Origin of the sequence: Nocardiopsis sp. NPDC050513 (assembly GCF_044457925.1) — a bacterium.
In the GTDB taxonomy this organism is placed as follows: domain Bacteria; phylum Actinomycetota; class Actinomycetes; order Streptosporangiales; family Streptosporangiaceae; genus Nocardiopsis.
Genome location: NZ_JBITHK010000005.1, coordinates 125,959 through 149,210, shown reverse-complemented (window position 1 = coordinate 149,210; position 23,252 = coordinate 125,959). Strand labels below are relative to the sequence as shown.

General features: G+C 72.7%; 19 protein-coding genes and 1 riboswitch. Of the genes, 11 read left to right on the top strand and 8 right to left on the bottom strand.

Annotated features, from left to right (window positions below; genetic code table 11):
* Positions 1-3: 3 nt before the first annotated feature.
* From ACIBFB_RS10960 to ACIBFB_RS10935, 6 genes are all read left to right on the top strand, one after another.
* Positions 4-2,508: a sugar phosphate nucleotidyltransferase gene (locus ACIBFB_RS10960; RefSeq protein WP_397229253.1), complete on the top strand. Its 2,505-nt coding sequence runs from the start codon at positions 4-6 to the stop codon at positions 2,506-2,508.
* 607 nt (positions 2,509-3,115) lie between these two features.
* Positions 3,116-3,661, top strand: coding sequence for an FHA domain-containing protein (locus ACIBFB_RS10955; RefSeq protein ID WP_397228711.1), 546 nt, complete (start codon positions 3,116-3,118; stop codon positions 3,659-3,661).
* 181 nt (positions 3,662-3,842) lie between these two features.
* Complete coding sequence (locus tag ACIBFB_RS10950) at positions 3,843-4,316, top strand: bifunctional nuclease family protein (RefSeq protein WP_075925525.1); 474 nt, start codon at positions 3,843-3,845, stop codon at positions 4,314-4,316.
* A 476-nt stretch (positions 4,317-4,792) separates the two neighbouring features.
* Positions 4,793-5,281, top strand: a complete 489-nt coding sequence (locus tag ACIBFB_RS10945) for a MerR family transcriptional regulator (protein WP_397229251.1) — start codon at positions 4,793-4,795, stop codon at positions 5,279-5,281.
* A 295-nt stretch (positions 5,282-5,576) separates the two neighbouring features.
* Positions 5,577-5,665: riboswitch (glycine riboswitch) on the top strand.
* A 201-nt stretch (positions 5,666-5,866) separates the two neighbouring features.
* On the top strand, positions 5,867-8,671 hold the full coding sequence (gcvP, locus tag ACIBFB_RS10940) for an aminomethyl-transferring glycine dehydrogenase (RefSeq protein ID WP_397229249.1): 2,805 nt from the start codon (positions 5,867-5,869) through the stop codon (positions 8,669-8,671).
* A gap of 293 nt (positions 8,672-8,964) precedes the next feature.
* The gene (locus ACIBFB_RS10935; protein ID WP_397228708.1) at positions 8,965-10,269 is read left to right on the top strand and encodes a tetratricopeptide repeat protein; all 1,305 of its coding nucleotides are present in this window, start codon (positions 8,965-8,967) and stop codon (positions 10,267-10,269) included.
* A gap of 24 nt (positions 10,270-10,293) precedes the next feature.
* Here ACIBFB_RS10935 and ACIBFB_RS10930 read toward each other — a convergent pair whose 3' ends face one another.
* The 4 genes from ACIBFB_RS10930 to ACIBFB_RS10915 form a co-directional block, all read right to left on the bottom strand.
* Positions 10,294-10,494, bottom strand: a complete 201-nt coding sequence (locus ACIBFB_RS10930; RefSeq protein WP_397228706.1) for a DUF5999 family protein — start codon at positions 10,492-10,494, stop codon at positions 10,294-10,296.
* Between the two features lie 171 nt (positions 10,495-10,665).
* Entirely contained in the window at positions 10,666-12,090 is a 1,425-nt protein-coding gene (locus tag ACIBFB_RS10925) for a threonine/serine exporter ThrE family protein (protein ID WP_397228704.1), read from the bottom strand.
* A 188-nt stretch (positions 12,091-12,278) separates the two neighbouring features.
* Complete coding sequence (locus ACIBFB_RS10920) at positions 12,279-12,962, bottom strand: response regulator (RefSeq protein WP_397228702.1); 684 nt, start codon at positions 12,960-12,962, stop codon at positions 12,279-12,281.
* A gap of 44 nt (positions 12,963-13,006) precedes the next feature.
* Positions 13,007-13,810, bottom strand: a complete 804-nt coding sequence (locus ACIBFB_RS10915; protein ID WP_397228700.1) for a RecB family exonuclease — start codon at positions 13,808-13,810, stop codon at positions 13,007-13,009.
* Positions 13,811-13,895: 85 nt separating this feature from the next.
* Between ACIBFB_RS10915 and ACIBFB_RS10910 the strand changes: the two genes are divergently transcribed.
* Positions 13,896-15,044 carry a site-2 protease family protein gene (locus ACIBFB_RS10910; protein ID WP_397228698.1) on the top strand — a complete coding sequence of 383 codons (1,149 nt, stop codon included), beginning with the start codon at positions 13,896-13,898 and terminating at the stop codon, positions 15,042-15,044.
* Positions 15,045-15,135: 91 nt separating this feature from the next.
* Here the strand turns inward: ACIBFB_RS10910 and ACIBFB_RS10905 are convergent, their stop codons facing one another.
* Positions 15,136-15,609 (bottom strand): hypothetical protein, encoded by a 474-nt coding sequence (locus tag ACIBFB_RS10905; RefSeq protein WP_397228696.1) that lies wholly within the window; start codon positions 15,607-15,609, stop codon positions 15,136-15,138.
* Between the two features lie 32 nt (positions 15,610-15,641).
* Positions 15,642-16,955 carry a multiprotein-bridging factor 1 family protein gene (locus ACIBFB_RS10900; protein ID WP_397228694.1) on the bottom strand — a complete coding sequence of 438 codons (1,314 nt, stop codon included), beginning with the start codon at positions 16,953-16,955 and terminating at the stop codon, positions 15,642-15,644.
* 160 nt (positions 16,956-17,115) lie between these two features.
* On the opposite strand from ACIBFB_RS10900, the gene ACIBFB_RS10895 reads away from it, so the two are divergent.
* Complete coding sequence (locus ACIBFB_RS10895; protein ID WP_397228692.1) at positions 17,116-17,529, top strand: hypothetical protein; 414 nt, start codon at positions 17,116-17,118, stop codon at positions 17,527-17,529.
* 132 nt (positions 17,530-17,661) lie between these two features.
* Here the strand turns inward: ACIBFB_RS10895 and ACIBFB_RS10890 are convergent, their stop codons facing one another.
* A complete protein-coding gene (locus tag ACIBFB_RS10890) occupies positions 17,662-18,630 on the bottom strand; it encodes an AraC family transcriptional regulator (protein WP_397228690.1) in 969 nt (322 codons plus the stop codon).
* A 97-nt stretch (positions 18,631-18,727) separates the two neighbouring features.
* Between ACIBFB_RS10890 and ACIBFB_RS10885 the strand changes: the two genes are divergently transcribed.
* Positions 18,728-19,138, top strand: coding sequence for a DUF2000 family protein (locus ACIBFB_RS10885; protein WP_397228688.1), 411 nt, complete (start codon positions 18,728-18,730; stop codon positions 19,136-19,138).
* 26 nt (positions 19,139-19,164) lie between these two features.
* Here ACIBFB_RS10885 and ppgK read toward each other — a convergent pair whose 3' ends face one another.
* Positions 19,165-19,929, bottom strand: a complete 765-nt coding sequence (gene ppgK, locus ACIBFB_RS10880) for a polyphosphate--glucose phosphotransferase (protein WP_397228686.1) — start codon at positions 19,927-19,929, stop codon at positions 19,165-19,167.
* A 196-nt stretch (positions 19,930-20,125) separates the two neighbouring features.
* Between ppgK and ACIBFB_RS10875 the strand changes: the two genes are divergently transcribed.
* Both ACIBFB_RS10875 and arc read left to right on the top strand, forming a co-directional pair.
* Entirely contained in the window at positions 20,126-21,070 is a 945-nt protein-coding gene (locus ACIBFB_RS10875) for a tRNA (adenine-N1)-methyltransferase (protein WP_397228684.1), read from the top strand.
* A 332-nt stretch (positions 21,071-21,402) separates the two neighbouring features.
* Positions 21,403-23,172, top strand: a complete 1,770-nt coding sequence (arc, locus tag ACIBFB_RS10870; RefSeq protein ID WP_397228682.1) for a proteasome ATPase — start codon at positions 21,403-21,405, stop codon at positions 23,170-23,172.
* Positions 23,173-23,252: the final 80 nt, after the last annotated feature.

The following is a 23,252-nucleotide window of genomic DNA, read 5'->3' as shown; positions in this document are numbered from 1 at the left end:
CCGATGAAGGCCGTCGTGATGGCGGGCGGCGAGGGCACCCGCCTGCGCCCCATGACGGCCAACCAGCCCAAACCCCTGCTCCCGGTGGTCAACAAGCCCATCATGGAGCACGTCCTGCGCCTGCTGCGCAGGCACGGCTTCACCGAGACGGTGGTGACCGTCCAGTTCCTGGCCACTCTCATCCGCAACCACTTCGGGGACGGTGAGGAGCTGGGCATGAAGCTCCACTACGTCGCCGAGGAGGTTCCCCTCGGGACCGCGGGCAGCGTCAAGAACGCCGAGGAGCACCTGCGCGGCGAACCGTTCATCGTCATCTCCGGCGACGCGCTCACCGACATCGACCTCACCGACATGGTGCGGTTCCACAGGGAGCGCGGCGCCAAGGTCACCATCGCGCTCAAGCGGGTCCCCAACCCGCTGGAGTTCGGCATCATCATCGTCGACGAGCAGGGCCGCATCCAGCGGTTCCTGGAGAAGCCCACGTGGGGCCAGGTCTTCTCCGACACCGTCAACACCGGCATCTACATCATGGAGCCGGAGGTCCTCGAACGCGTCGCCTCGGGCGAGGTCGTCGACTGGTCCGGAGACGTCTTCCCCGAACTGCTCAAGGAGGGCGAACCCCTCTACGGATACGTCGCCGACGGCTACTGGGAGGACGTCGGCACGCACGAGAGCTACGTCAGCGCCCAGGCCGACGTGCTCTCAGGCCGCGTCGACGTGGAGATCGACGGCTTCGAGGTGTCCCCTGGCGTGTGGGTCGGCGAGGGCGCGCAGGTCGACCCCGGCGCCGTGCTCAAGGGCCCGCTGTACATCGGCGACTACGCCAAGGTGGAGTCCGGGGCCGAACTGCGCGAGTACACCGTGCTGGGCAGCAACACCGTGGTGCGCGCCGACGCGTTCTGCCACCGCACGGTCCTTCACGACAACGTGTTCATCGGGCGCGGCGCCAACCTGCGCGGCGCCGTGATCGGCAAGAACACCGACGTCATGGCCGCGGCCCGGATCGAGGAGGGCGCGGTCGTGGGCGAGGACTGCGTCATCGAGTCCGAGGCCTACGTGCACAACGACGTCAAGGTCTACCCGTTCAAGACCATCGAGGCCGGCGCGGTGGTCAGCACCAACGTGGTGTGGGAGTCGCGCGGGCAGCGCTCGCTGTTCGGTCCGCGCGGCGTCTCCGGGCTGATCAACGTCGAGATCACCCCCGAACTGGCGGTGCGGTTGGCCAACGCCTACGCCACCACGCTGAAGAAGGGCGCGATCGTCACCACCTCCCGCGACGTCTCGCGGGCGGCGCGCACCCTCAAGAGGGCGGTGATCAGCGCGCTGACCGCCGCCGCGATCGACGTGCGCGACCTGGAGGTCGTGCCGCTGCCGGTGGCGCGGTTCCACACCTCGCAGAGCGGGGTGAGCGGCGGCATCCACCTGCGCACGAGTCCGGGCGACCCGGAGTCGGTGGACATCCTCTTCCTCGACGGGGAGGGCGCCGACCTGTCGCCCGGGGCCCAGCGCAAGCTGGACCGGGTCTTCTCCCGTGCCGAGTACCGCCGGGCCTTCCCCGGGGAGATCGGCGAGCTGACCTTCCCGTCGCGGGGGGTGGAGAACTACTCGCACGACCTGCTGCGCGCGGTGGACACCACCGGGGTGGCCGAGGCCGGGCTCAAGGTCGTGGTCGACTGCGCGGGCGGTACCGGATCGCTCCTCCTGCCGTCGCTCCTGGGGCGGATCGGCGTGGACGTGCTCACGGTGAACAACCGCCTGGACGAGGCCTCGCCCACCGACACCCCCGCCAAGCGGATGCGCGACCTGGAGCGGTTGGGCGAGCTCGTCGCCAGCTCCGGGGCCGACTTCGGCGTCCGGTTCGACCCGGTGGGCGAGCGGTTGGCCATCGTGGACGAGAACGGAGAGCTGGTCGACGGCGACCGGGCGCTGCTGGTGGTGCTGGACCTGGTCGCCGCCGAGCGCGGCGGCGGCACCGTGGCGCTGCCGGTCACCACCACCCGGGTGGCCGACAGGGTGGCCGGCGCGCACGGGGTCGCGGTGCGGTGGACGGCCACGGCCACCGACGAACTGACCAAGGCGGTCCGCTCGGGGGAGGAGGACATCGTCTTCGCCGGGGACGGCCGGGGCGGGTTCGTCATCCCCGAGTTCAGCCCGACCAGCGACGGCATCGCCGCCTTCGTCCGCCTGCTCGGGCTGGTGGCGCGCACCCGCCGCTCCGTGGGCCAGATCGACGGCGCCATCCCGCAGGCGCACCTGTTCCGCCGCTCGGTGCCCACGCCCTGGGCGGTCAAGGGCAGCGTCATGCGCGCCGTCGTCGAGGCCGCCGGGGACCGGGAACTGGACACCACCGACGGGGTTCGGGTCCTGGAGGACGACGGCAGTTGGGCCCTGGTCCTGCCCGACACCGCCGAGGCCGTGACCCATCTTTGGGCCGAAGGTCCCGACCCCGACACCGCGCACCGCCTCCTGGACGAGTGGGCGTCCGTCGTGGAACGGGCCGAGGGATAGACCCGGCGACACGCGGGTGCGGGCGGAGCGCCGACCGCACCCGCGCGGCGTGTCCAGGACGGTGGAACCCACCCCAAACCACCGCGGACCGGCCCGCTAAACTGGGTGTTACGGCAGGTCATCGCGGTGGTGGAAAGATCGCGCGAATCCCTTCGGCACAGCTGCGAACCAATCCGCCCCACGAGGCATCAGCACCAGAGCAGGTGTCCATCTCGACGGGGGCGGACATCGGCGGAGACGGTGCCCCGGGTGCCGGGTCCGCCGTCCCCTCAGCCGCGGGCGAGTCCGGGCGTCCACGGCAGGCCGGGGTGGAGCAAAACCCTTCCTGGACAGGGATATGGTTTAAAGTCGAGTGTTCCCTGACGCACCGCGTCACCACCGGGCGGGCACCCCGATGACGGCGGAGTCCGGGCCGGGGGTGACAAGGAGTCCAACATGGGGGATGAGACCTAGCGACCGACCGTGTGAGGCGTACCGCTGCCGGACAGCGGGCTGTCTCGCCACGCTTCGGGCGGTGTGCGGGTGAGGAACCCGCACGGTGCCCGGGACGTGTCACCGACCAGCCGAATCAAGCACCGCCCCGTGCGGTAGGAGGCCGAGCCGACCTATGTCGAGCGTTTACTGCACGCAGTGCGGTCACGCCGTTGCGGATGATGCCCGTTTCTGCTCCTACTGTGGGACCCCCGTCCGCAGGCCTCAGCAGCAGACCCCACGACCTGGTGCGGGTGGGGACTCCGCCGGCGACGTCACGTCCACCATCTCGATCTCCGGGATCCAGGCCCTCGAGGAGGAGGAGTCGACCGGGGACGAGCTGGCGGCCGACGACCCGGCCAACGCCGACGCCCTTCCTCCGGGCACGGCGCTGCTCGTGGTGAGGCGCGGTCCCAACGCCGGGAGCCGGTTCCTTCTGGACAGCGACGTGACGACCGCGGGGCGCCACCCCAACAGTGACATCTTCCTCGACGACGTGACCGTCTCGCGCAGGCACGTCGAGTTCTTCCGCCGGGGCGACGGTTTCGGTGTCCGGGACGTGGGCAGCCTCAACGGCACCTATGTGAACCGTGAGCCGGTCGACGAGGCCGCGCTCGGCGGTGGTGACGAGATCCAGATCGGCAAGTTCCGCATGGTCCTGCTGACCAAGCCGCGCCGCTGACCGGGCACGAGCGGTCGCCGGGGAGACGGTGGGCGGGGGAGCCGGGCCGACAAGGTTTGCGGGCCCCCGCCTCCGGACAGCTTTGTAACGAAGGGTGCCGATTTCGCCCTCGGGTCCTGATCCAACGTGGGAGCAGGGACGAGCGCCCATCCGGCATGACGACTCGTGGGACGGAGCCGCTGTGAAGCACATGGAGGTCGTCGGCGTCCGGGTTGAGATGCCCTCGAACCAGCCGATTGTCCTGCTCAAGGAATCCGACGGTGACCGCTACCTCCCGATCTGGATCGGCGGGGTGGAGGCGACGGCGATCGCACTCGCGCAGCAGGGGGTGGCGCCCGCCCGGCCGCTGACCCACGACCTGTTCCGGGACGTGCTGGAGGCGCTCGACACCGGGCTGAAGACGGTGAACATCACCGGTCTGAGCGACGGGATCTTCTACGCCGAGCTGGTGTTCAGCAACGGTGTGGAGGTCAGCGCGCGCCCCTCCGACTCGATCGCGCTCGCGCTGCGCACCGGCACGCCGATCTACGCCCACGAGGACGTGATCGCCGAGGCCGGGATGCCGATCCCCGACGAACAGGAGGACCAGGTCGAGGCGTTCCGGGAGTTCCTGGACAACATCTCGCCCGAGGACTTCGGCCGGCGCGCCGAGTAGCGCCCCTCGGGACCGCCCCCGGGTCCGGGGGCCGGTCCCGCCGCGCCCGCGGTGTGCGCCGGGGGTGCACAGGAACGCGGCGACACGGCTGTGACCTGCGGGTTCTTCGTGATCGCCACTGATACATTGGGTAACCGGGTCAGGGGAGGGGGACGCGTTGGTCACGGCCGGAACCTCCGGACGACCGTGGACGGGGCCCGACTCGGAGTCGGGAGACGGACGGCGCGGACACTTGGCGACGCGCCGCGCGCCTTCGTTGACGCTGCCGGTCGGTCGTCCTACGGTCGGTGCAGTGGAACCCGCGGCGCACCCCATCCCTGAGTGGACATCCCCTGTCGACGCCGCCGCGGGACGAGGAGCCGGAGGTCGGCGTGGCGGTAGCGGGCGGCAAGCGGGAGACCCATGACAGGCGGTCCGCGCTGCGGCTAGCGGGGCAGCAGGGCCTACTGTGCGAAGAGGACGTGGTGGCGCTGCCTATGGACGTCGGGTATAGGGGCCCAGCGGCGTGTACCGCCGCGGGGATCACCTACCGTCAGCTCGACTACTGGGCCAGGACCGGTCTGGTCGAGCCGAGTGTGCGCGCCGGCGCCCACGACGCGCCGCTGTACAGCCTTCCCGACATCCTGCTGCTGAAGGTGGCCAAGCGCCTCCTGGACACCGGCATCTCGCTGCAGCAGATCCGCAACGCCGTCGATCATCTGCGCGGCAGGCCCGCCCCCGAGCTGGCCCGCATCACACTGATGAGCGACGGCGTCAGCGTCTACGAGTGCACGTCCCCCGACGAGGTCGTCGACCTCATGCAGCGCGGCCAGGGCATGTTCGGGCTGGCACTGGGCAACGTGTGGCGCGAGCTGGAGGAGGCCCTGGGCGTCGTCCCGGCCGAGGACCGCGCCGATCTGCCCGCCGCTCCGCCGCAGCCGGTGGACGAGCTGGCGCGGCGCCGCCGGGAGCGCCGCACGGGCTGAGCGCGGTCACCGGGCGCGCGTGCGCCCGGTCGCCGCGCGCCACCGGGAATGCCCGGTCGCCGCGTCCCGCTTCCCCGCGCTGTGGGACCCGGCCGACGCGCGCCCGCGACGACGCCGTGGCGCGGATCCCGCGGGCGATCGGCGGGCCCCGGCCGACCGCTGACGGGTGTGCGGCGGAACTCGCGAGACCCGGGCTCGGCCCCCGGCGCGGTGATCGAGTACCGTTTGGTCACAACAGGGACGAATGCTGACATTCACCCTGTTCGTACATCCATACACAGCGTCAACAGGCCGTCAATACCACGCGGGAGAGACCCCGGCAGGGGCGCCGACGGGGCAATACTCCCCAGTAACCTCTCAGGCACCACGGACCGCGCGGAGGAGGCCGCTCTGAAGCCTGGGCACCGCCGTGCCCGGTGACAGAGGGGGAGACCGTGAGGAAAGCGCCGACCCGCTCGGCCCTGTCACCAGGAGGTCTCCGTGCCTGACCAGTCCACGCCAGACCCGACGCCGCACACGCCCGGCACCCCCGCACGGGTCTTCGCCGACCGCCACATCGGGCCCACCCCCGCCGAGACCGCGGAGATGCTCAAGGCCGTCGGCTACGGCTCCACCGCCGAGCTCATGACCGCCGCCGTCCCCGAGTCCATCCTCACCGGACCCGGCCGCAGCGCCCCGCTCGATCTGCCCGAGGCGCTCGGGGAGGCCGAGGCCCTCGCCGAGCTGCGCCGCCTGGCCGACCGCAACCAGGCGCGCACGTCGATGATCGGCCTGGGGTACTACGACACCGTCACCCCGCCCGTCATCCTGCGCAACATCATGGAGAACCCGGCCTGGTACACGGCCTACACGCCCTACCAGCCCGAGATCTCCCAGGGCCGCCTGGAGGCCCTGCTCAACTTCCAGACGATGGTCTGCGACCTGACCGGCCTGCCCGTCTCCGGCGCCTCCCTGCTGGACGAGGCCACCGCCGCGGCCGAGGCCATGACGCTGGCCCGCCGCGCGTCCAGGAGCAAGGCGGACGTCTTCGTCGTCGACGCCGAAGTCTTCCCCCAGACCCTGGACGTGCTGCGCACCCGCGCCGAGCCGCTCGGCATCGAGATCGTGGTCGTCGACCTGACCCGGGGCCTGCCGGAGGGAGACGCCTTCGGCGTCCTGGTGCAGTACCCCGCCTCCAGCGGCGCCGTGCGGGACCCGAGCGACGTCGTCGCCGCCGCCCACGAGCGCGGTGCGCTGGCCGTCGTGGCCGCCGACATCCTCGCCCTGACCCTGCTGCGCAGCCCCGGGGACCTGGGCGCCGACATCGCGGTGGGCTCCACCCAGCGCTTCGGCGTCCCGCTGGGCTTCGGCGGCCCGCACGCCGGGTACATGGCCGTCGGCGAGAAGCTGCGCCGCCAGCTGCCCGGGCGCCTGGTCGGCGTGTCGGTCGACCAGGCGGGCCGTCCCGCCTACCGCCTCGCCCTCCAGACCCGCGAGCAGCACATCCGGCGCGAGAAGGCGACGAGCAACATCTGCACCGCCCAGGTGCTGCTCGCCGTCATGGCCGGTATGTACGCCGTCTACCACGGGCCCGACGGCCTGCGCGCCATCGCCCGCCAGGTGCACACCCGCGCCGCCGCGCTGGCCGACGGCCTGGCCGGGCGCGGCTTCGAGGTCGCGCACGGCGCCTTCTTCGACACCCTGCGCGTGCGCGTGCCCAGCTCCGCCGCCGTCGTCGAGCGCGCGCTGGAGGCCGGGTACAACCTGCTGGCCGTCGACCAGGCCACGGTGGGCGTCAGCGTCGACGAGACCACCACCCCGGCCGACCTGGAGGCGGTCCTGGGGGCCTTCGGAGAGTTCGAGCGCGGTTCCTCCCGCGCGGGGCTGACCGTCGACGAGTCCGCCGACCGCGTGCCCGTCGACCTGCGGCGGGGCGTGGACTACCTCACCCACCAGGTGTTCAACACCCACCGCAGCGAGACGTCGCTGCTGCGCTACATGCGCCGCCTGTCCGACCGCGACCTGGCCCTGGACCGCACGATGATCCCGCTGGGCTCGTGCACCATGAAGCTCAACGCGACCGCCGAGATGGAGGCCGTCACCTGGCCCGAGTTCGCGGGACTGCACCCGCTCGCGCCGCTGGACCAGGCGGCGGGGAGCGTGGCCCTGATCCGCGACCTGGAGGCGTGGCTGGCCGAGGTCACCGGCTACGACGCCGTCTCGCTCCAGCCCAACGCCGGGTCCCAGGGCGAGCTCGCCGGTCTGCTGGCGATCCGCGGCTACCACCGCTCCCGCGGCGAGGCCCACCGCGACGTCTGCCTCATCCCCAGTTCCGCGCACGGCACCAACGCCGCCAGCGCCGTCATGGCCGGGATGCGCGTGGCCGTCGTGGCCTGCGACGACCACGGCAACGTCGACCTGGCGGACCTGCGCGCCAAGACCGAGAAGCACGCCGGGGACCTGGCGGCCATCATGGTCACCTACCCCTCCACGCACGGCGTGTACGAGGACACCGTCACCGAGGTGTGCCGTCTGGTCCACCAGGCGGGCGGTCAGGTGTACGTGGACGGCGCCAACCTCAACGCGCTGCTGGGCTGGGCCAAGCCCGGCGAGTTCGGGGCCGACGTCAGCCACCTGAACCTGCACAAGACCTTCTGCATCCCGCACGGGGGCGGCGGTCCCGGCGTCGGCCCCGTGGCGGTGCGCTCGCACCTGGCCGGGTTCCTGCCCAACCACCCAGGCCAGCCCGAGGCGGGCCCGCACACCGGGGTCGGCCCGGTCTCGGCGGCCCCGTTCGGCTCGGCGGGCATCCTGCCGATCTCCTGGGCCTACGTCCGGATGATGGGCGAGGACGGGCTGCGCGCCGCCACCGAGACGGCCGTGCTGTCCGCCAACTACCTCGCCAAGCGCCTGGAGCCGTACTTCCCGGTCCTGTACACCGGTGCCAACGGCCTGGTGGCGCACGAGTGCGTCATCGACATCCGGCCGCTGCAGAAGGCGAGCGGGATCAGCAACGAGGACGTCGCCAAGCGCCTCATGGACTACGGCTTCCACGCGCCGACGATGTCGTTCCCGGTGGCGGGCACGCTGATGGTCGAGCCGACGGAGAGCGAGAACCTCGCCGAACTGGAGCGGTTCGTCGAGGCGATGATCGCGATCCGCGCGGAGATCGACCGGGTCGCCTCGGGGGAGTGGGACGCCGACGACAACCCGCTGCGCAACGCGCCGCACACCGCCGAGGCGGTCACGGCCGACGTGTGGGAGCACGCGTACGGTCGCGCGGAGGCGGCCTACCCGCTGCCGTCGCTGCGCCAGGACAAGTACTGGCCGCCGGTGGGCCGGATCGACCAGGCCTACGGCGACCGCAACCTGGTCTGCTCCTGCCCGCCGCCGGAGGCCTTCGAGCTCTGACGGTCCGACCGACCCGCGGGGCACCGGCGCGGCCGGTGCCCCTTTTCGGACATGTCGGAAATCTATGACGTAAAGGTGGCGCTTCGGTCTGTGCGGTCGGAGGACAGGACGCGTGCCCGCGACCGTCGTGCGACGTGCCCGCCGGGCGGGCGCCGTCACCCCTGCCGCACCGGGCTGAGACGGACCGCGGCGCGCGGCCCCGACGGAGGATGGACCCCTCGTGCACGGGTTACAGTGGCGGCGATGCCCGCCTCACCGAGCGACCACCCACACCCCCATGGAAAGCGCCGCGCATGACCACCACGTCCGGGCCGCCCGCACGCTCCGGTCCCGCCGACCCGCACCAGGCCACCGACCCGCCGCGGGCCACCGACCCCGCCGACTCCGGGGAGACGGACCTTCCCCCCGCCCACGACGCCGCGGACCTGTGCGACCAGGCCCAGGACCTCGCCCGGAACGGCCACCTCAAGCGCGCGGCCGCCCTGTACCAGCGCGCCGTGGCCGCCGACCCGCCGCCCGCGGTCCAGGCCCGCGCGCTGCTCGGCCTGGCCGTGGTCGAGGACCGGCGCGGCGACCTGGCCGCCGCGCGCGAGGCGGCGCGCCGGGCCCTGGCCACCGGGGACACCCGCCACGCACCGCGAGCCGCCTACCACCTGGCCCTCTCCCTCGAACAGGAGGGCGTGGCGGAGGAGGCCGCCCGTGTCTGGCGGAGACTGCTCGACCTGGGCGGTCCGGCCTACGCGGCGGTCGCCCACTACGGTCTGGCCCGCGACGCCGAGGCGCGCGGGGACCGCGCGGCCGCCGAGGAGCACTGGGAGGCCGCGCTGGCCGTGCCGGCGGACCACGCGGAACTCGGCCGCCTGCACGCGGCCACCGTCGTCGAGGCCGCCCGGGACCTGGCCGGGCGCCTGCTGGAACGGGGGTGGCCCGACGCAGCCCTGGCCGCCGTCGAACGCGGGCTCGCGATCGCCGACGACCCGGAACTGCGCCTGCTGCGCGCCGCCGCCCACCTGGAGCACGCCATCGGCGACCTGGGCGCGGTCGTCCCCGCCGTGGGGCCGTCGCCCGCCCCGGCCGGGACCCCGGGACCCCGCGGGGAGCCGGAGGACGGGGAGCGGCCCGCCCCCGAGACCTCGGGCGCGGCCGTCGAGCTCCTGGCGGGGCTGCTCGCCCTGCGGGGGGAACCGGACGCGGCCGAACACGTCTGGCGGGCCGGTCTGGGCGACCGGGACACCGCCGAGGAGGTGCGCCGCCGTCTGCGCCGCGGTTTCGCGTCCGCCCCCGAGGAGGACGCGGCGACGCCGTGGTGGGAGCCCTACCTGGAGGAGGCCGCGGCCACCTCCAGCACCTCCGTGCTCGCGGGGGAGCTGTTCGCGGTCGTGACCCGGATGCACGCCCTGCTCGCGGTCCCCGTGGTCGAGGGCGAGGCGCGCGCCTCCGCCCTGCGGGCCGTCATGGAACAGGCCCTGCGCACCCCGAGCGACACGGTGTGGGGCGTCGACGTGCACGCCGACTTCCGGCGCCGGCTGCACGAGGCGATGGGGGAGGACCCGCTGCCTGAGGGGTGGCCGGAGCACGGGCCACCGGGGAGTCGCTGAGCGGGCTGGTGGGGAGCGGCGAGGTCAGGCGGCCGCGTGGACGTGGGGTCGGTGCGGGGCGACGACCGCGCCGTCGGGGAGCAGTTCACCGGTGTCCTCGAACAGGACGACACCGTTGCAGAGCAGGCTCCATCCCTGCTCGGGGTGGCTGGCGAGCACCCGCGCGGCCTCGCGGTCGGTGTCCTCGTAGGACGGACAGGCGGGTTCGTGGCTGCACGTGAACATGGAAGGCCTTTCGGTCCAGAACGCTCGGCGTTGAGCTGAGGTCCAGCGTAGTGGCTGACATCACATGTCGTTGCGGTTTGGGGCGGTTCGCATCGCCCCGACTTCATCTATGCCCCTGGGATACCCCGTGGCGGCGTGTTGGTTCTGGCCAGCTGTGGACAGATCCGGTGCTCAGTACCCTCCGCGGGTCCTGCGCGCCGCCGGCCGGCCGCGCATGCCCGCCCCGGCCAGGCCCCCGTGCTGGAAGGCGCGCACGAGCTCGCCGCCGAGGTTGACCCCGGCGCCCAGGGCGAGCCCGACCATGACCGCCTCCACCAGGCTGAGCAGGCCCGAGACCACGGTTCCCTGGGTGATCTGGATGAGGCCGCGGTAGAGGATGCTTCCGGGGAGCAGGGGCGCGATGGCCGGGATGAGGTAGGTCAGGACCGGTCTGCGGGTGCGCCGGGCGAGCCAGTGGCCGACGACGCCGACCGCGACCGCGCCCGCCACGGTGCCCACCACCGGCGGGACCTCCAGGGCGGCGCGCAGGCCCGCGTAGATCACCCAGATCATCACTCCCAGCACCCCGATGGCGGGCAGGAGCCGCAGGGGCACGGCGAGCGAGATCGCGAAGGCCATCGCGATGCCCGCGGCGCCGACCAGCACGGGGATCTCCAGGGACGTGCCCGCCGAGGGCAGGGAGTCGAGGTTGATGCTCACGCCGAGGCGGAGGGCGGTGTAGGCGACCGCGGCCACGCCGGAGACGATCGCGCCCAGGATGAGGAAGGTCTCCAGGAGGCGGGCGGCGGCGGAGACGTAGTAGCCGCTGATGCCGTCCTGGAGGCTGGAGACCAGGGGGCGTCCGGGCAGGAGGGCCATGATGTTGCCGGTGATGATCGCGCTGGCCTGGAGCCCCAGCTCCATCTCGGAGCTGACCCACAGCATGCCGAGGCCGATCGCGGCGGCGACCACCGCCGCGGCCGACATCTGGTAGAACTCGGCGACGCCGCGCCGGGCGAGGAAGACGGCCGTGCGGTCGCCCAGGACCGTGGCGAGGAAGGCGACGGCGGCCACGATGAAGCCGCCGCCCATCATCACACTGGCGCTGGAGGCGATCAGCCCGAAGCCCACCGCGATCATCCAGTTGGGGTAGGGCATGCGGGCGCGTCGGATCCGGTTGAGGCGGGTGGCCGCCTCCTCCAGGTCGAGCAGGCCCAGCGCGGACTCCTGCACGAGGGTGTGCAGCTCGCCGACGCGGAAGTAGTCGAGGGTGCGGCGGCGGACCACGCGCTCGCCGGTGATCGGGGGCAGGTCGCCGCCGGGGTGGGTGGACAGCGTGATGGTGGTGAAGGTGACCGACACCTCGGCGCGGGGCAGTTCGAAGGCGACCGAGAGGCTGAGCATGGCCTCGCTGACCGCCTCGGTGCCCTCGCCGCTGGCGAGCAGGAGTTCGCCGACGCGGAGCACCGTGTCGATCGCGCGCGCGTCGGGAAGCTGTCCCTCCTCGTCCAGCTCGTCGGGGGTCAGTTCCCGTTCGTGCTCGGCCCGCCAGTCGCGCATCCTGCTCAGCAGGCGGTCCTCACTGGGTGCCACGGGCCGCTCACGCTTGCTGGGCATGCCGTCCTCCCTTCCCTTCCCGTCCGGTTCCGTCGTGGCCGGCGCGTCGCCTTCCACCGCACAGGAGACGCCGCCGGGTGGGGTGGAGTTGGCCTGGTCGGGGGACGGGCGCCGGTGAGGTCGGTCACCGGTTCATCCTTCCAGGGCGGCCGGGAGGCTGACGGCGACGCGCCGGGCGCCGGGTCGGGTCAGGGGGCGGGGTCGCTGGGGCGCACCAGACCGGTCTCGTAGGCGTGCACGACGGCCTGGACGCGGTCGCGGAGGCCGAGCTTGGTGAGGACGCGGCCGACGTGGGACTTGACGGTGGTCTCGCCGAGGACCAGGTGTTCGGCGATCTCGGCGTTGCTCCAGCCGCGGGCGACCAGGCGCAGCACCTCGTGTTCGCGGGCGGTGAGCGGGTCGTCGGGTGCGGGCTCGCGGGCGGGGTCGGCGGGCAGGCGGGGCGCCCAGCGGCGCAGGAGCCGTTCGAGGACGGCGGGGGTGACGACCGCGCCGCCGTCGGCGACGACCTCGACGGAGGCGACGAGTTCGGCGGGCGGGGCGTCCTTGAGCAGGAAGCCGGCCGCGCCCGCGCGCAGGACGCCGGTCACGTACTCGTCGAGGTCGAAGGTGGTCAGCGCGAGGACGCGGATGTCGTGTCCGAGCCGCGCGGCCCACCGGGTGATCCGTCCGGTGGCCTCGACGCCGTCCATTCCGGGCATGCGCACGTCCATGAGGACGACGTCGGGCAGGAGACGGCGGGCGGCGTCGACGGCCTCGCGGCCGTCGGAGGCCTCACCCACCACGGACAGGTGGTCGGTGGCCTCCAGGATCATGCGGAAGCCCGCGCGGACGAGCGGTTGGTCGTCGACGAGCAGAACTGAGACGGGCACGGCGTCGATTCTGCCGCACTCCGGGAGGGGGCCGCACGCGCGGCTCAGCGGGTGGGCAGCGGGGGCGGGGTGCCGCCGAACTCGGGGCAGAGGGCCTGGTGGTCGCACCAGCCGCAGAGCTTGCTGCGTCGAGGTTCCCAGACGCCCGTGCGGCCGGCCTCCTCGATGCGGTCCCAGATGCGACCGATCTCCGCCTCGGCGGCGCGCAGTTCGTCCTCGGTGGGGTCGTACCAGCGGACGGCGCCGTCGCCGCCGAGGTAGACGAGTTGGAGGCGCGCGGGGACGACGCCGAGGTCGCGCCAGATCATGACGGCGTAGAAGAAGACCTGGAACTTGGCCTTGTCCTCGAAGCGGGGGTGGGGGGACTTGCCGGTCTTGTAGTCGACGACGCGGATCTGGCCGGAGGGGGCGACGTCCAGGCGGTCCACGTAGCCACGCAGGCGCAGCCCGGAGGGCAGGGACACGTCCAGGCGCATCTCCCGGTCGCGGGGCTCCAGGGCGGCCGGGTTCTCCAGATCGAAGTAGCGCGTGACCAGGGCGCGGGCGGACTCCAGCCAGGCGTCGCGTTCGGCGTCGTCGGCGAACAGGCCGTCGACCTCGGGGCGCTCGGCGCGCAGTCTCTCCCACTGGGGCTCGACCAGGCCGACGGCGGTGCGGGCGGTGCGGGTCTCGGCGGGGAGTTCGTAGAGCCGCTCCAGGCAGGCGTGGACGAGGGTGCCGCGCAGGGCGGCGGAACTGGGCGGTTCGGGGATCTTGTCGATGGCGCGGAACCGGAACAGCAGCGGGCACTGCAGGAAGTCGGAGGCGCGGGAGGGGGAGAGGGCGGACGGGAGCGGAGCGGTGGTCATGCCACGAGCCTACGAGAGGGCCGTGACCGACGGAGGCCGGTCGGGCCGGGCGGCGGTGCCTGGGGGTACGGCCTAGTCTGTGAGCGTGACCAACGACGACTCCAGGCCCGTGTCCCGTGAGCGCTCCTCGAAGCCGGGGCTCCTGCTCGGCCGCCCCTTCGGCATTCCGGTGTACGTGACGTCCTCGTGGTTGATCGTGGCGGTGCTGATCACCCTGGTCTACGGCGGGATCGTGCAGAACCGGCTGGCGCTGGGGCCGTCGGCGTACGTGTTGGCGTTCGTGTTCGCGATCCTGCTGTACGCGTCGGTGCTGGTGCACGAGTTGGCGCATTCGGTGGTGGCGCGCGGGTTCGGGCTGCCCGTGCGTCGCATCGTGCTGTACGTGCTGGGCGGCGTCTCGGAGATCGAGAAGGAGGCGCCCACGCCCGGGCGGGAGTTCTGGATCGCGTTCGCCGGGCCGCTGTTGTCGTTGGGGCTGGCGGCCGGGGCGTACGTGTTGGCGTCGGTGGCGGATCCGTTCAGCGTGACGGGCGAGCTGTTGTTCCAGTTGTGGGTGGCCAACCTGCTGGTGGGTGTGTTCAACCTGCTGCCGGGGTTGCCGCTCGACGGCGGGCGGCTGCTGCGCGCCGGGGTGTGGAAGCTGACGGGTCGGCCGTTCGTGGGCAGCGTGGTGGCGGCCTGGGGCGGTCGGCTCCTGGCGGCGGTGGTGATCGCGCTGCCGTTCGTGTTCGCGTGGTCGGCGGGCGGTCGGCCGAGCCCGTGGGCGATCGTGTGGGGGCTGGTCCTGGGCGGGTTCATGTGGATGGGCTCGACGGAGGCGCTGGCCACCGCGCGGGTGCGCGCCCGGGTGCCGGGGTTGCGGGCGCGGGCGTTGGCGCGGCCCGCGGTGACGGTGCCGGGCGACACCCCCCTGGCGGAGGCGGAGCGCCGGGCGGGGGAGCACGGCGCCGCCGCGATCGTGGTGGTGGACGCGGCGGGGACGGCGGTGTCGATCGTGCACGAGGCGGCGGCCGCGGCGATCACCGAGGGGCGTCGGGCGTGGGTCCCGGTGTCGAGTGTGTCGCGGGCGGTGACCCGGGGCGCGGTGGTGTCGGCGGATCTGGAGGGTGAGGCGCTGGTGGAGGAGTTGACGAGCCGTCCGCTGCCGGAGTATCTGGTGGTGGACGGGGACGGGCGGGTGTTCGGGGTGCTGCGGTCCGTGGACGTCAACGCGGCGATGACGGGTCGGGGATAGGGGCGCTGCTGGGCCGGAGGCGCCGTTCGAGGGCGGTGGCCCACCCGTCCGCGGAGCGCCCCCGGGCGGTGACGGGTGGGCCGGGGGCCGGCTACCGCCGTGCGCCCCGGGGCCAGATCACGGTGACCGGGCGGAAGCGCTCACGCGCGTAGGCGACGACGTCGGCGGTGCCTCCGGGGCCGCGTGCGGGGAGGCCGTCCCAGACGGCGACGAGCTGGTCGCAGCGGTCCACGAGCGTCCGTCCGGCGGCCATGTGGGCCCCGGGGGTGGACGCGGTGTTCTGGAGCGTGTGCACGAGGACGGCCTGTCCCAGGAGGCGGTCGTAGACGCGGTGGTGTCCGGTGGGCAGGGCGTCGCGGTAGCCGAGGGCCGGGACGATCACCTCCAGCGGCGCGCCCGCGGCGACGACCGCCTCGGCGAAGACGGTGTCGGCGCCGTCGGCCAGACAGGACAGTCCGACCATCTCGCATCCGTACGGTTCCAGGTGGGTGGCGATCAGGTCGGCGACGCGTGCGCTGACGTCGGGGGGCAGTGCGCGGTGTCCAGTGATGCCGATGCGGATCACGAAACCTCCCTACTGGTCGATTCGCCGCCTATCTACCCAGCGGCGGGCAGACCGGTCATGAGCGAGGTGAGCCGGTCGTCGAGGGCGTCGACGCACCGGGCGCGCGGGCCCCGGTAGCGGCGGCGGAAACTGCGGACGCGTCCGATGACGCGCTCGGAGCCGAAGCGGATGCCGGTGGTCAGGGCCTCCTGGGCCAGACGGAAGGCCTCGTCGACGTCTCCGGCCTCGGCGTGGGCGCAGGCCAGCTCGACCTGGAGGACGGCGGACTGCTTGACGCTGGGCGAGGCGGCGCCGAAGGCCTCGTCGAAGGCGGCGCGGGCGTCGCGGGGCTGGCGCAGGCGTACCCCGACGAGCGCCCGGTATCCGGCGACCTTGGCCTCGTCGAAGGCGAAGACCCAGGGCCAGGGCGGGTCGGCGTTGCCGGGGCGGGATACTTCGCGGTCGGCCCGGCCGAGCGCCCGGGCGGCGGCGGAGCGGTCTCCGGTCCCGGCGTGCGCGAGCGCGGCCACGCAGTTGAGCCAGGCGCGGGCGGTGGGGTGGGCGGCGGGGCCGAGGACGTGTTCGGCCTCGCGGACCAGGCCGAGCCCGAGTTCGGGGTCCTCGGCGGTGTCGATCTCGAAGGCGGCCAGGGAGCCGAGCATGTACACGTCGAGGAGGCGCATCCCCGCCTGGCGGGCGCGCACGACGGCGGTGCGGTAGTGCATGCGGGCCGAGCCCATGTCGCCCTGGTCGGCGTGGAGCCAGGCGGCGAACCCGGAGGCCTCGCTGGCGGCGGCGCTGAGTTCCGTGAAGAACGGTGTCCCGCGCGAATGCGTGAGCATCTGCTCGGCCAAATGCACGTGCGCCACCGCGCTGGGCAGGAGGTGGCGGGCGGAGGACGTGGCGTCCATCCGCCGTTGTCCGCCGGTGATCGAGCGCAGCGCCGGGGCGGTCGTCTCGTTGACCGGGTGCGGTGCGCCGTCCCGTCCCGGGGGGTGGGACACGGTGGTGACCAGGGCGCCGGCGGCGACCACTCGTCCGAAGTCGCGTCGTCGCGTGTCGTCCACTCCCTTCTGGTCGCGGCCGTCCCGGTGCGGGTCGTCGGCGAAGCGGATCAGGTGCAGCGGGATCGCCAGGCGTCGGGCGAGGTCCTGGACCTGGCTGACGGTGAGCGACTGCTGGCCGTTGACGACGCGGGAGACCCAGCTCTGGGAGTAGTCGACCGCGCGGGCGAGGTCGCCCTGGGACCATCCGCGAGCCTCGCGGACGCCCTCGATGACCGTCGCCATGTCGCAGGTGGCCAGCGCGGCCGCGATGCGCGGCCGGGTCCACAGATCGGGCGGGAGTACGCCGTCGGGTTGGGGCATGAGCCTAGGTTAGGGACTTCCGTGGCGCTCGGGGGCTATGTGCGAGAAAGAAGGAGGCATGCGCGATACGCATAGGAGCGGTTCATCACTCTCCGGATACGGCAGAGTGGCAGAGGTCGTAGGTCGCCGGTGGATCTGGAGCACCTGGGAGGGAGGCCCCGTGACCGTTGAGACCCCGTCAGCGGGTGGTCCGAGTCTGGCAGCGTGTGGGCGTGGGGGTGAGGGTCGGTCCGAGGACGTCGGTGCGGACGGCTCCGTCCCGGCGGCCGAGGCGGGCGGTCGGACGGACGCGGTCGGCCGTGCCCTGCGGGGGTTGGCCGTGGAGCTGAGGTCGCACGGGGTGGAGGTACGCGAGGACGGGGTGTCCGGCACGGTCGACGCCGGTCCCGTGTCGAGGCCGCAGCGGGCGTTGCTGCGCCCGCACCGGGGCGGCCTGTGGTGGTGGATGCGGTGGCCGCTCCAGGAGGGGGTGTCCTCGGCGCTGGCGGGGGTTCCGCTCTCTCCGGTCGCTCGGACCTCGGACGCGGCCCGGCGGATCGCGGGCGCCCTGTCCGCGTCGCTCGGCGAACCCTGAACACGCGCGAGGTCCCCTGAACCTCGCGCACCTGCGGGCGTGTGCCATGTCCACGCCCGGTGAGCGGGTGGGGTCTGGGCTTCCCCGAAACCCAGTCTCCCTCTGCACGGGGCCCTGCCCTGCCCCGCCCGCTCACCCCGCACGGCCCGAGACGGCCGAGACGCTCCCCTGCTCACCGCCCCTCCGTCCCTTGCGGTGAGTGGAGCCTCCCGGCTCCGGTGCCCGGTCGCCGACCGGGCACCGGCTGGCCGTCGGCGGCGGGCCGATGTGGACGGCGTGCCCCTCCGCCGCGCGGTAGACGCCGGGGGAGACGCCGTAGTAGCGCGTGAACCACCGGGTGAGGTGGCTCTGGTCGGCGAAGCCCACGAGGGCGGCGGCCTCGGCCAGGGGCACACCGGTGGCGATGAGGGCGCGGGCCCGTCGGAGCCGCAGCTGGCGCTGGTAGTCGCTGGGGGCCATGCCCTCCACGGCGCGGAAGGCCCGGTAGACGGCGAAGCGGCTGCGCCCGGCGGCGCGTGCGAGGTCCTGCGCGCCGAGGTCCTCGGCCAGGTGCTCGTGGAGGGCTTCGCGCACGCTGCGCGCGACCCGCGCGGCGTCGGCGTCGGAGACCGCGGCGGTCGGGGGCGGGGCGGTGGCTCCGTGCCGGACCGCCGACAGGACCGCGCCGTGCAGGACCTCGTCGGCGGCCAGGCGGGGGGATCCGTTCAGGAGGGCGGTGTGCAGGCGGCGCAGGTCGGCGGCCAGGGCGGGGGAGCGGACCAGCGGGTCGGGGAAGAGGGGGAGCGCGCCGCGGCCGTCGGCGGTGTCGGCGAGCACCTCGCGTACCAGGTCGGGGCCGATGTGCACGATCCGGTAGGTGAAGCCGGGTTCGGCTTCGGCGTGGCCGTCGTGGGGGTCGTCGGGGTTGAAGGCGAGGACCGTGCCGGGCGTGCTCGTGTGCGCGCCGCCCCGGCAGTGGAAGGCCTGGAGCCCCGACTCCGTCACGCCGAACGAGTAGGTGTCGTGGCTGTGCCGGTGGTAGACGTGGCGTTCGAAGTGGGCGTGCATCGCCTCCAGCGGCCGGTCAGGGGAGCGCCAGTACCTGGCCCAGTCCTGCGTCATGGTCCCATTGTCGCGCGCCGGGCGCGGTGCGGCCGCCGTGGCCTGCGCGCGCACGAGCGTTCAAGACCGCGGGGGCGGTGTACGCGATCGTCGGCGCATGCGTTTCGACACCAAGATCGCCGTGGCCGTCCGTGAGGACCTGGCCGTGTGGCAGAAGCTGAACGTGACCGCCTTCCTCAGCAGCGGCGTCGCGGGCGGGAACCCCGGATCGATGGGGGAGCCGTACGAGGACGGGTCCGGGAACACCTACCTGCCGATGTTCCGCGAACCCGTCCTCGTCTTCGCCGCCGACGCGCGGACGCTGGCCCGGACCCTGGAGCGGGCCCGCTCGCGGGGGCTGGCCGCGGCGGTGTACACCGAGGAGCTGTTCAAGACCGGCAACGACGACGACAACCGGGCCGCCGTGCGTGCCGTGCCCGCCGAGGGGCTGTCGCTGGCGGGCGTGGCCGTGTACGGGCCGCGCGGCCAGGTGGACAAGACGGTGAGGGGGCTCGGGCTGCATCCGTGACCCGGGCTCGGCAGGGCGGTGGGTCGTCAGGACGGCGGGTGGTCGGCGGCGGCCAGGGCCGCGCCGACGATCCCGGCCGTGTTGAGCAGCGCGGCCGGGACGACCGGGGTGCGGATGTCCAGCAGCGGGAGGAAGCGGTCGGCCTTGCGGCTCACTCCGCCCCCGACGACGATCAGGTCCGGCCACAGCAGGTCCTCGACCACGCGGAAGTAGCGCTGGAGCCGGTGGTGCGCCCACTCCTCGTAGGTGAGCCCGTCGCGCTTGCGCGCGGCCGAGGAGGCGCGGGTCTCGGCGTCGTGGCCGTGGATCTCCAGGTGGCCGAACTCGGTGTTGGGCACCAGGTGGCCGTCGACGAGCAGGGCGGAGCCGATCCCGGTGCCCAGGGTGGTCAGCAGGACCACGCCGGACACGCCCTGGGCGGCGCCGAAGCGGACCTCGGCGACGGCGGCGGCGTCGGCGTCGTTGAGGACCCGGACCGGGCGTCCGGCGGCCTCGGTGAACAGGGCGCGGGCGTCGGTGCCGATCCAGGCGCTGTCGAGGTTGGCGGCCGTGCGGACGACGCCGTTCTGCACGATGCCGGGGAAGGTGACGCCGAGGGGGCCGTCCGCGGACTCGGGGAAGTGGGCGACGATCCGGCCCACGATGTCGGCGACCTCGTCGGGCGCGGAGAGTTCGGGGGTGGGGATCTTCAGCCGCTCGGCGGTGAACTCGCCGTTCGTGAGGTCGACGGGCGCTCCCTTGATACCGCTGCCGCCGATGTCGATTCCCAGGCCGGTGGTCGGCTGTGACATGGGTCGTGGTCTCCCCTGGTGCCGTGGTCGTGCGCGGGGCCCGTGCGGGCCGCTCCCGCCGATACTGCCCTGTGGCGTCGGCGGACCGGAAGTCACCGGGCGTGGCGCGGGCTCCGGCGTGGTCGGGGCGGTACCGGCGGGCCGATACTCTGGGCGATTGCCCGACCAAACGCGACGTGGGAAGACGAGAGCGACGTTGACCGGTATCCATGGCCGCCGCGGCCCCTTCACCGACGGCGACACCGTGCAGCTGACCGACCCCAAGGGCCGGATGCACACCATCACGCTGAGCGAGGGCGGCGCCTTCCACTCGCACAAGGGCAAGGTCGACCACGACGACCTGATCGGGCGGCCCGAGGGCAGTGTGGTGGTCTCCAACACCGGGACCTCGTACGTGGCGCTGCGTCCGCTGCTGATCGACTACACGCTGTCGATGAAGCGCGGCGCGACGATCGTCTACCCCAAGGACGCCGCCCAGGTGCTGGTGGAGGCGGACATCTTCCCGGGCGCGCGGGTCGTGGAGGCCGGCGCCGGGTCGGGTGCCATGTCCAACTGGCTGCTGCGCGCGGTCGGCGAGCGGGGGATGGTGCACTCCTACGAGCGCCGCGCCGACTTCGCCGAGATCGCGCGCAAGAACGTCGAGCGGTTCCACGGCGGGCCCCACCCGGCGTGGAGGCTGACCGTCGGGGACCTGGTCGAGTGCCTGGACGAGACGGACGTGGACCGGGTGTTCCTGGACATGCTCGCGCCGTGGGAGTGCCTGGAGGCGGTCGCGCGCGCCCTGATCCCGGGCGGGCTGGTGTGCTGCTACGTGGCCACGACGACACAGCTGTCGCGGGTGGTCGAGGAGTTGCGCGAGGACGACCGGTTCTACGAGCCGCGTTCGTGGGAGACGATGCTGCGCACCTGGCACGTGGAGGGGCTGGCGGTGCGCCCGGACCACCGGATGATCGGGCACACCGGGTTCCTGGTGACCGCGCGGCGGCTTGCGGACGGCGCGCGGGCGCCCGAGCGGCGGCGCCGTCCGGCCAAGGGCGCCTACGGCAAGGACTTCGAGGCCGCGCGGGCGGCGGAGAAGGGTCCGGCCGGGCCCGGGGCCGGCGCCCGGGAGCGGGCCGAGGGGGAGACGGCGCGGGACTGAGGCCGTGTCCACGGCCGCGATCCGGCGCCACGGGTCCGTCCGCTCCACCGGAAGCGGGGGGCGGGCGGGCCCGTTCGTGTGTGCGGGGGGCGGTCACGGTTCCGGCCGCGTCGCCCGCGACGTGCGGCGACGGGGCCGTCCGGAGCTGGTGAGTTCTTGGCCGGGGCCCGGCACGGAGGTTACTTTCTCATTACGTCCGACCATCCGCTACCACTGTGACCTGGTCATACGCAAGGTCGATAAATGAGGCCTTCGACACTCGCCGTAGGTGGGAGGTTAGGAAATGGGCAGGGGTAGGTAGGCTCCCGAGTAGTCGTCCTTCTCAAAGGGAGGTGGCGGACGTGGCCGAGCGCGACGACGAGCGTCAGAGCGACCGGGACCGTGAAGTCGCTGAACTCACGGCTCAGGTCTCCTACATGGAAAAGGAACTCAGCGTGGTTCGGCGTAAGCTCGCTGACTCGCCCCGACATGTACGCCTGCTGGAGGAGCGGCTGAGGGAGGCCCAGGCCAACCTCGCCGCGGCCAACGGCCAGAACGAACGGCTCGTCTCCACGCTCAAGGAAGCCCGCGAGCAGATCGTCGCCCTGAAGGAGGAGGTCGACCGGTTGGCGCAGCCGCCGTCCGGGTTCGGCGTCTATCTGGGGTCACGTGAGGACGAGACGGTCGAGATCTTCACCAACGGCCGCAAGATGAGGGTCAACGTCAGCCCCTCGGTGGAACTGGACGCGCTGCGCCCGGGCCAGGAGGTCATGCTCAACGAGGCGTTCAACGTCGTCGAGGTCGAGTCCTTCGAGACCGTCGGCGAGGTCGTCATGCTCAAGGAGCTGCTGGAGGACGGCGAGCGGGCCCTGGTGATCTCGCACCACGACGAGGAGCGGATCGTCCGGCTGGCCGACCCGTTGCGCGACGAGCCGGTGCGGCCCGGGGACTCGCTGCTGCTGGAGCCGCGGTCCGGGTACGTGTACGAGCGGATCCCCAAGTCCGAGGTCGAGGAGCTCATCCTCGAGGAGGTCCCGGACATCGCCTACTCCGACATCGGCGGTCTGTCGGGCCAGATCGAGATGATCCGCGACGCGGTCGAGTTGCCCTACCTGCACAAGGATCTGTTCTACGAGCACCAGCTGCGGCCGCCCAAGGGCGTGCTGCTGTACGGGCCGCCCGGGTGCGGCAAGACGCTCATCGCCAAGGCGGTGGCCAACTCGCTGGCCAAGCAGGTGGCCGAGCGGACCGGCCGCGACGTCGGCAAGAGTTTCTTCCTCAACATCAAGGGCCCGGAGCTGCTCAACAAGTACGTGGGTGAGACCGAGCGGCACATCCGCCTGGTCTTCCAGCGGGCCCGGGAGAAGGCCTCCGAGGGCACGCCGGTCATCGTGTTCTTCGACGAGATGGACTCGATCTTCCGCACGCGTGGTTCGGGTGTGTCCTCCGACGTGGAGAACACGATCGTTCCGCAGCTGCTGAGCGAGATCGACGGTGTGGAGGGCCTGGAGAACGTCATCGTCATCGGCGCCTCCAACCGGGAGGACATGATCGACCCGGCGATCCTGCGGCCGGGGCGGCTGGACGTCAAGATCAAGATCGAGCGGCCCGACGCCGAGGCGGCCCGCGACATCTTCGGCAAGTACATCACCCCGAACCTGCCGTTGCACGACGAGGACATGGCCGAGCACGGCGGGTCGGCCAAGGCCACGGTGGAGGCCATGATCCAGCGGGTCGTGGAGCGGATGTACACCGAGGGCGAGGAGAACCGGTTCCTGGAGGTCACCTACGCCAACGGGGACAAGGAGGTCCTGTACTTCAAGGACTTCAACTCCGGCGCGATGATCGAGAACATCGTCTCGCGGGCGAAGAAGATGGCCATCAAGGACTTCATCGACAACGAGTCCAAGGGCATCCGGGTCTCGCACCTGATGCAGGCCTGCGTCGACGAGTTCAGTGAGAACGAGGACCTGCCGAACACCACCAACCCGGACGACTGGGCGCGGATCTCCGGTAAGAAGGGTGAGCGCATCGTCTACATCCGGACCCTGGTGACCGGCAAGAAGGGCGCCGACTCCGGACGGAGCATCGACACGGTGCCGAACACGGGTCAGTACCTGTAGAAAAACGGCATTCGGGGCCGACCGGGCATTCCGGTCGGCCCCTTGCCGTGCCGACGGTCCTCGTCTCCCCCGCGTTGTGC

Bases quoted from the DNA above. Each gene is read 5' to 3' on its own strand.
- ACIBFB_RS10960 (WP_397229253.1), top strand. From the start codon at position 4: ATGAAGGCCGTCGTGATGGCGGGCGGCGAGGGCACCCGCCTGCGCCCC.
- ACIBFB_RS10955 (WP_397228711.1), top strand. From the start codon at position 3,116: ATGTCGAGCGTTTACTGCACGCAGTGCGGTCACGCCGTTGCGGATGAT.
- ACIBFB_RS10945 (WP_397229251.1), top strand. From the start codon at position 4,793: ATGGACGTCGGGTATAGGGGCCCAGCGGCGTGTACCGCCGCGGGGATC.
- gcvP (WP_397229249.1), top strand. From the start codon at position 5,867: ATGCTCAAGGCCGTCGGCTACGGCTCCACCGCCGAGCTCATGACCGCC.
- ACIBFB_RS10935 (WP_397228708.1), top strand. From the start codon at position 8,965: ATGACCACCACGTCCGGGCCGCCCGCACGCTCCGGTCCCGCCGACCCG.
- ACIBFB_RS10930 (WP_397228706.1), bottom strand. From the start codon at position 10,494: ATGTTCACGTGCAGCCACGAACCCGCCTGTCCGTCCTACGAGGACACC.
- ACIBFB_RS10925 (WP_397228704.1), bottom strand. From the start codon at position 12,090: ATGCCCAGCAAGCGTGAGCGGCCCGTGGCACCCAGTGAGGACCGCCTG.
- ACIBFB_RS10915 (WP_397228700.1), bottom strand. From the start codon at position 13,810: ATGACCACCGCTCCGCTCCCGTCCGCCCTCTCCCCCTCCCGCGCCTCC.
- ACIBFB_RS10900 (WP_397228694.1), bottom strand. From the start codon at position 16,955: ATGCCCCAACCCGACGGCGTACTCCCGCCCGATCTGTGGACCCGGCCG.
- ACIBFB_RS10890 (WP_397228690.1), bottom strand. From the start codon at position 18,630: ATGACGCAGGACTGGGCCAGGTACTGGCGCTCCCCTGACCGGCCGCTG.
- ACIBFB_RS10885 (WP_397228688.1), top strand. From the start codon at position 18,728: ATGCGTTTCGACACCAAGATCGCCGTGGCCGTCCGTGAGGACCTGGCC.
- ppgK (WP_397228686.1), bottom strand. From the start codon at position 19,929: ATGTCACAGCCGACCACCGGCCTGGGAATCGACATCGGCGGCAGCGGT.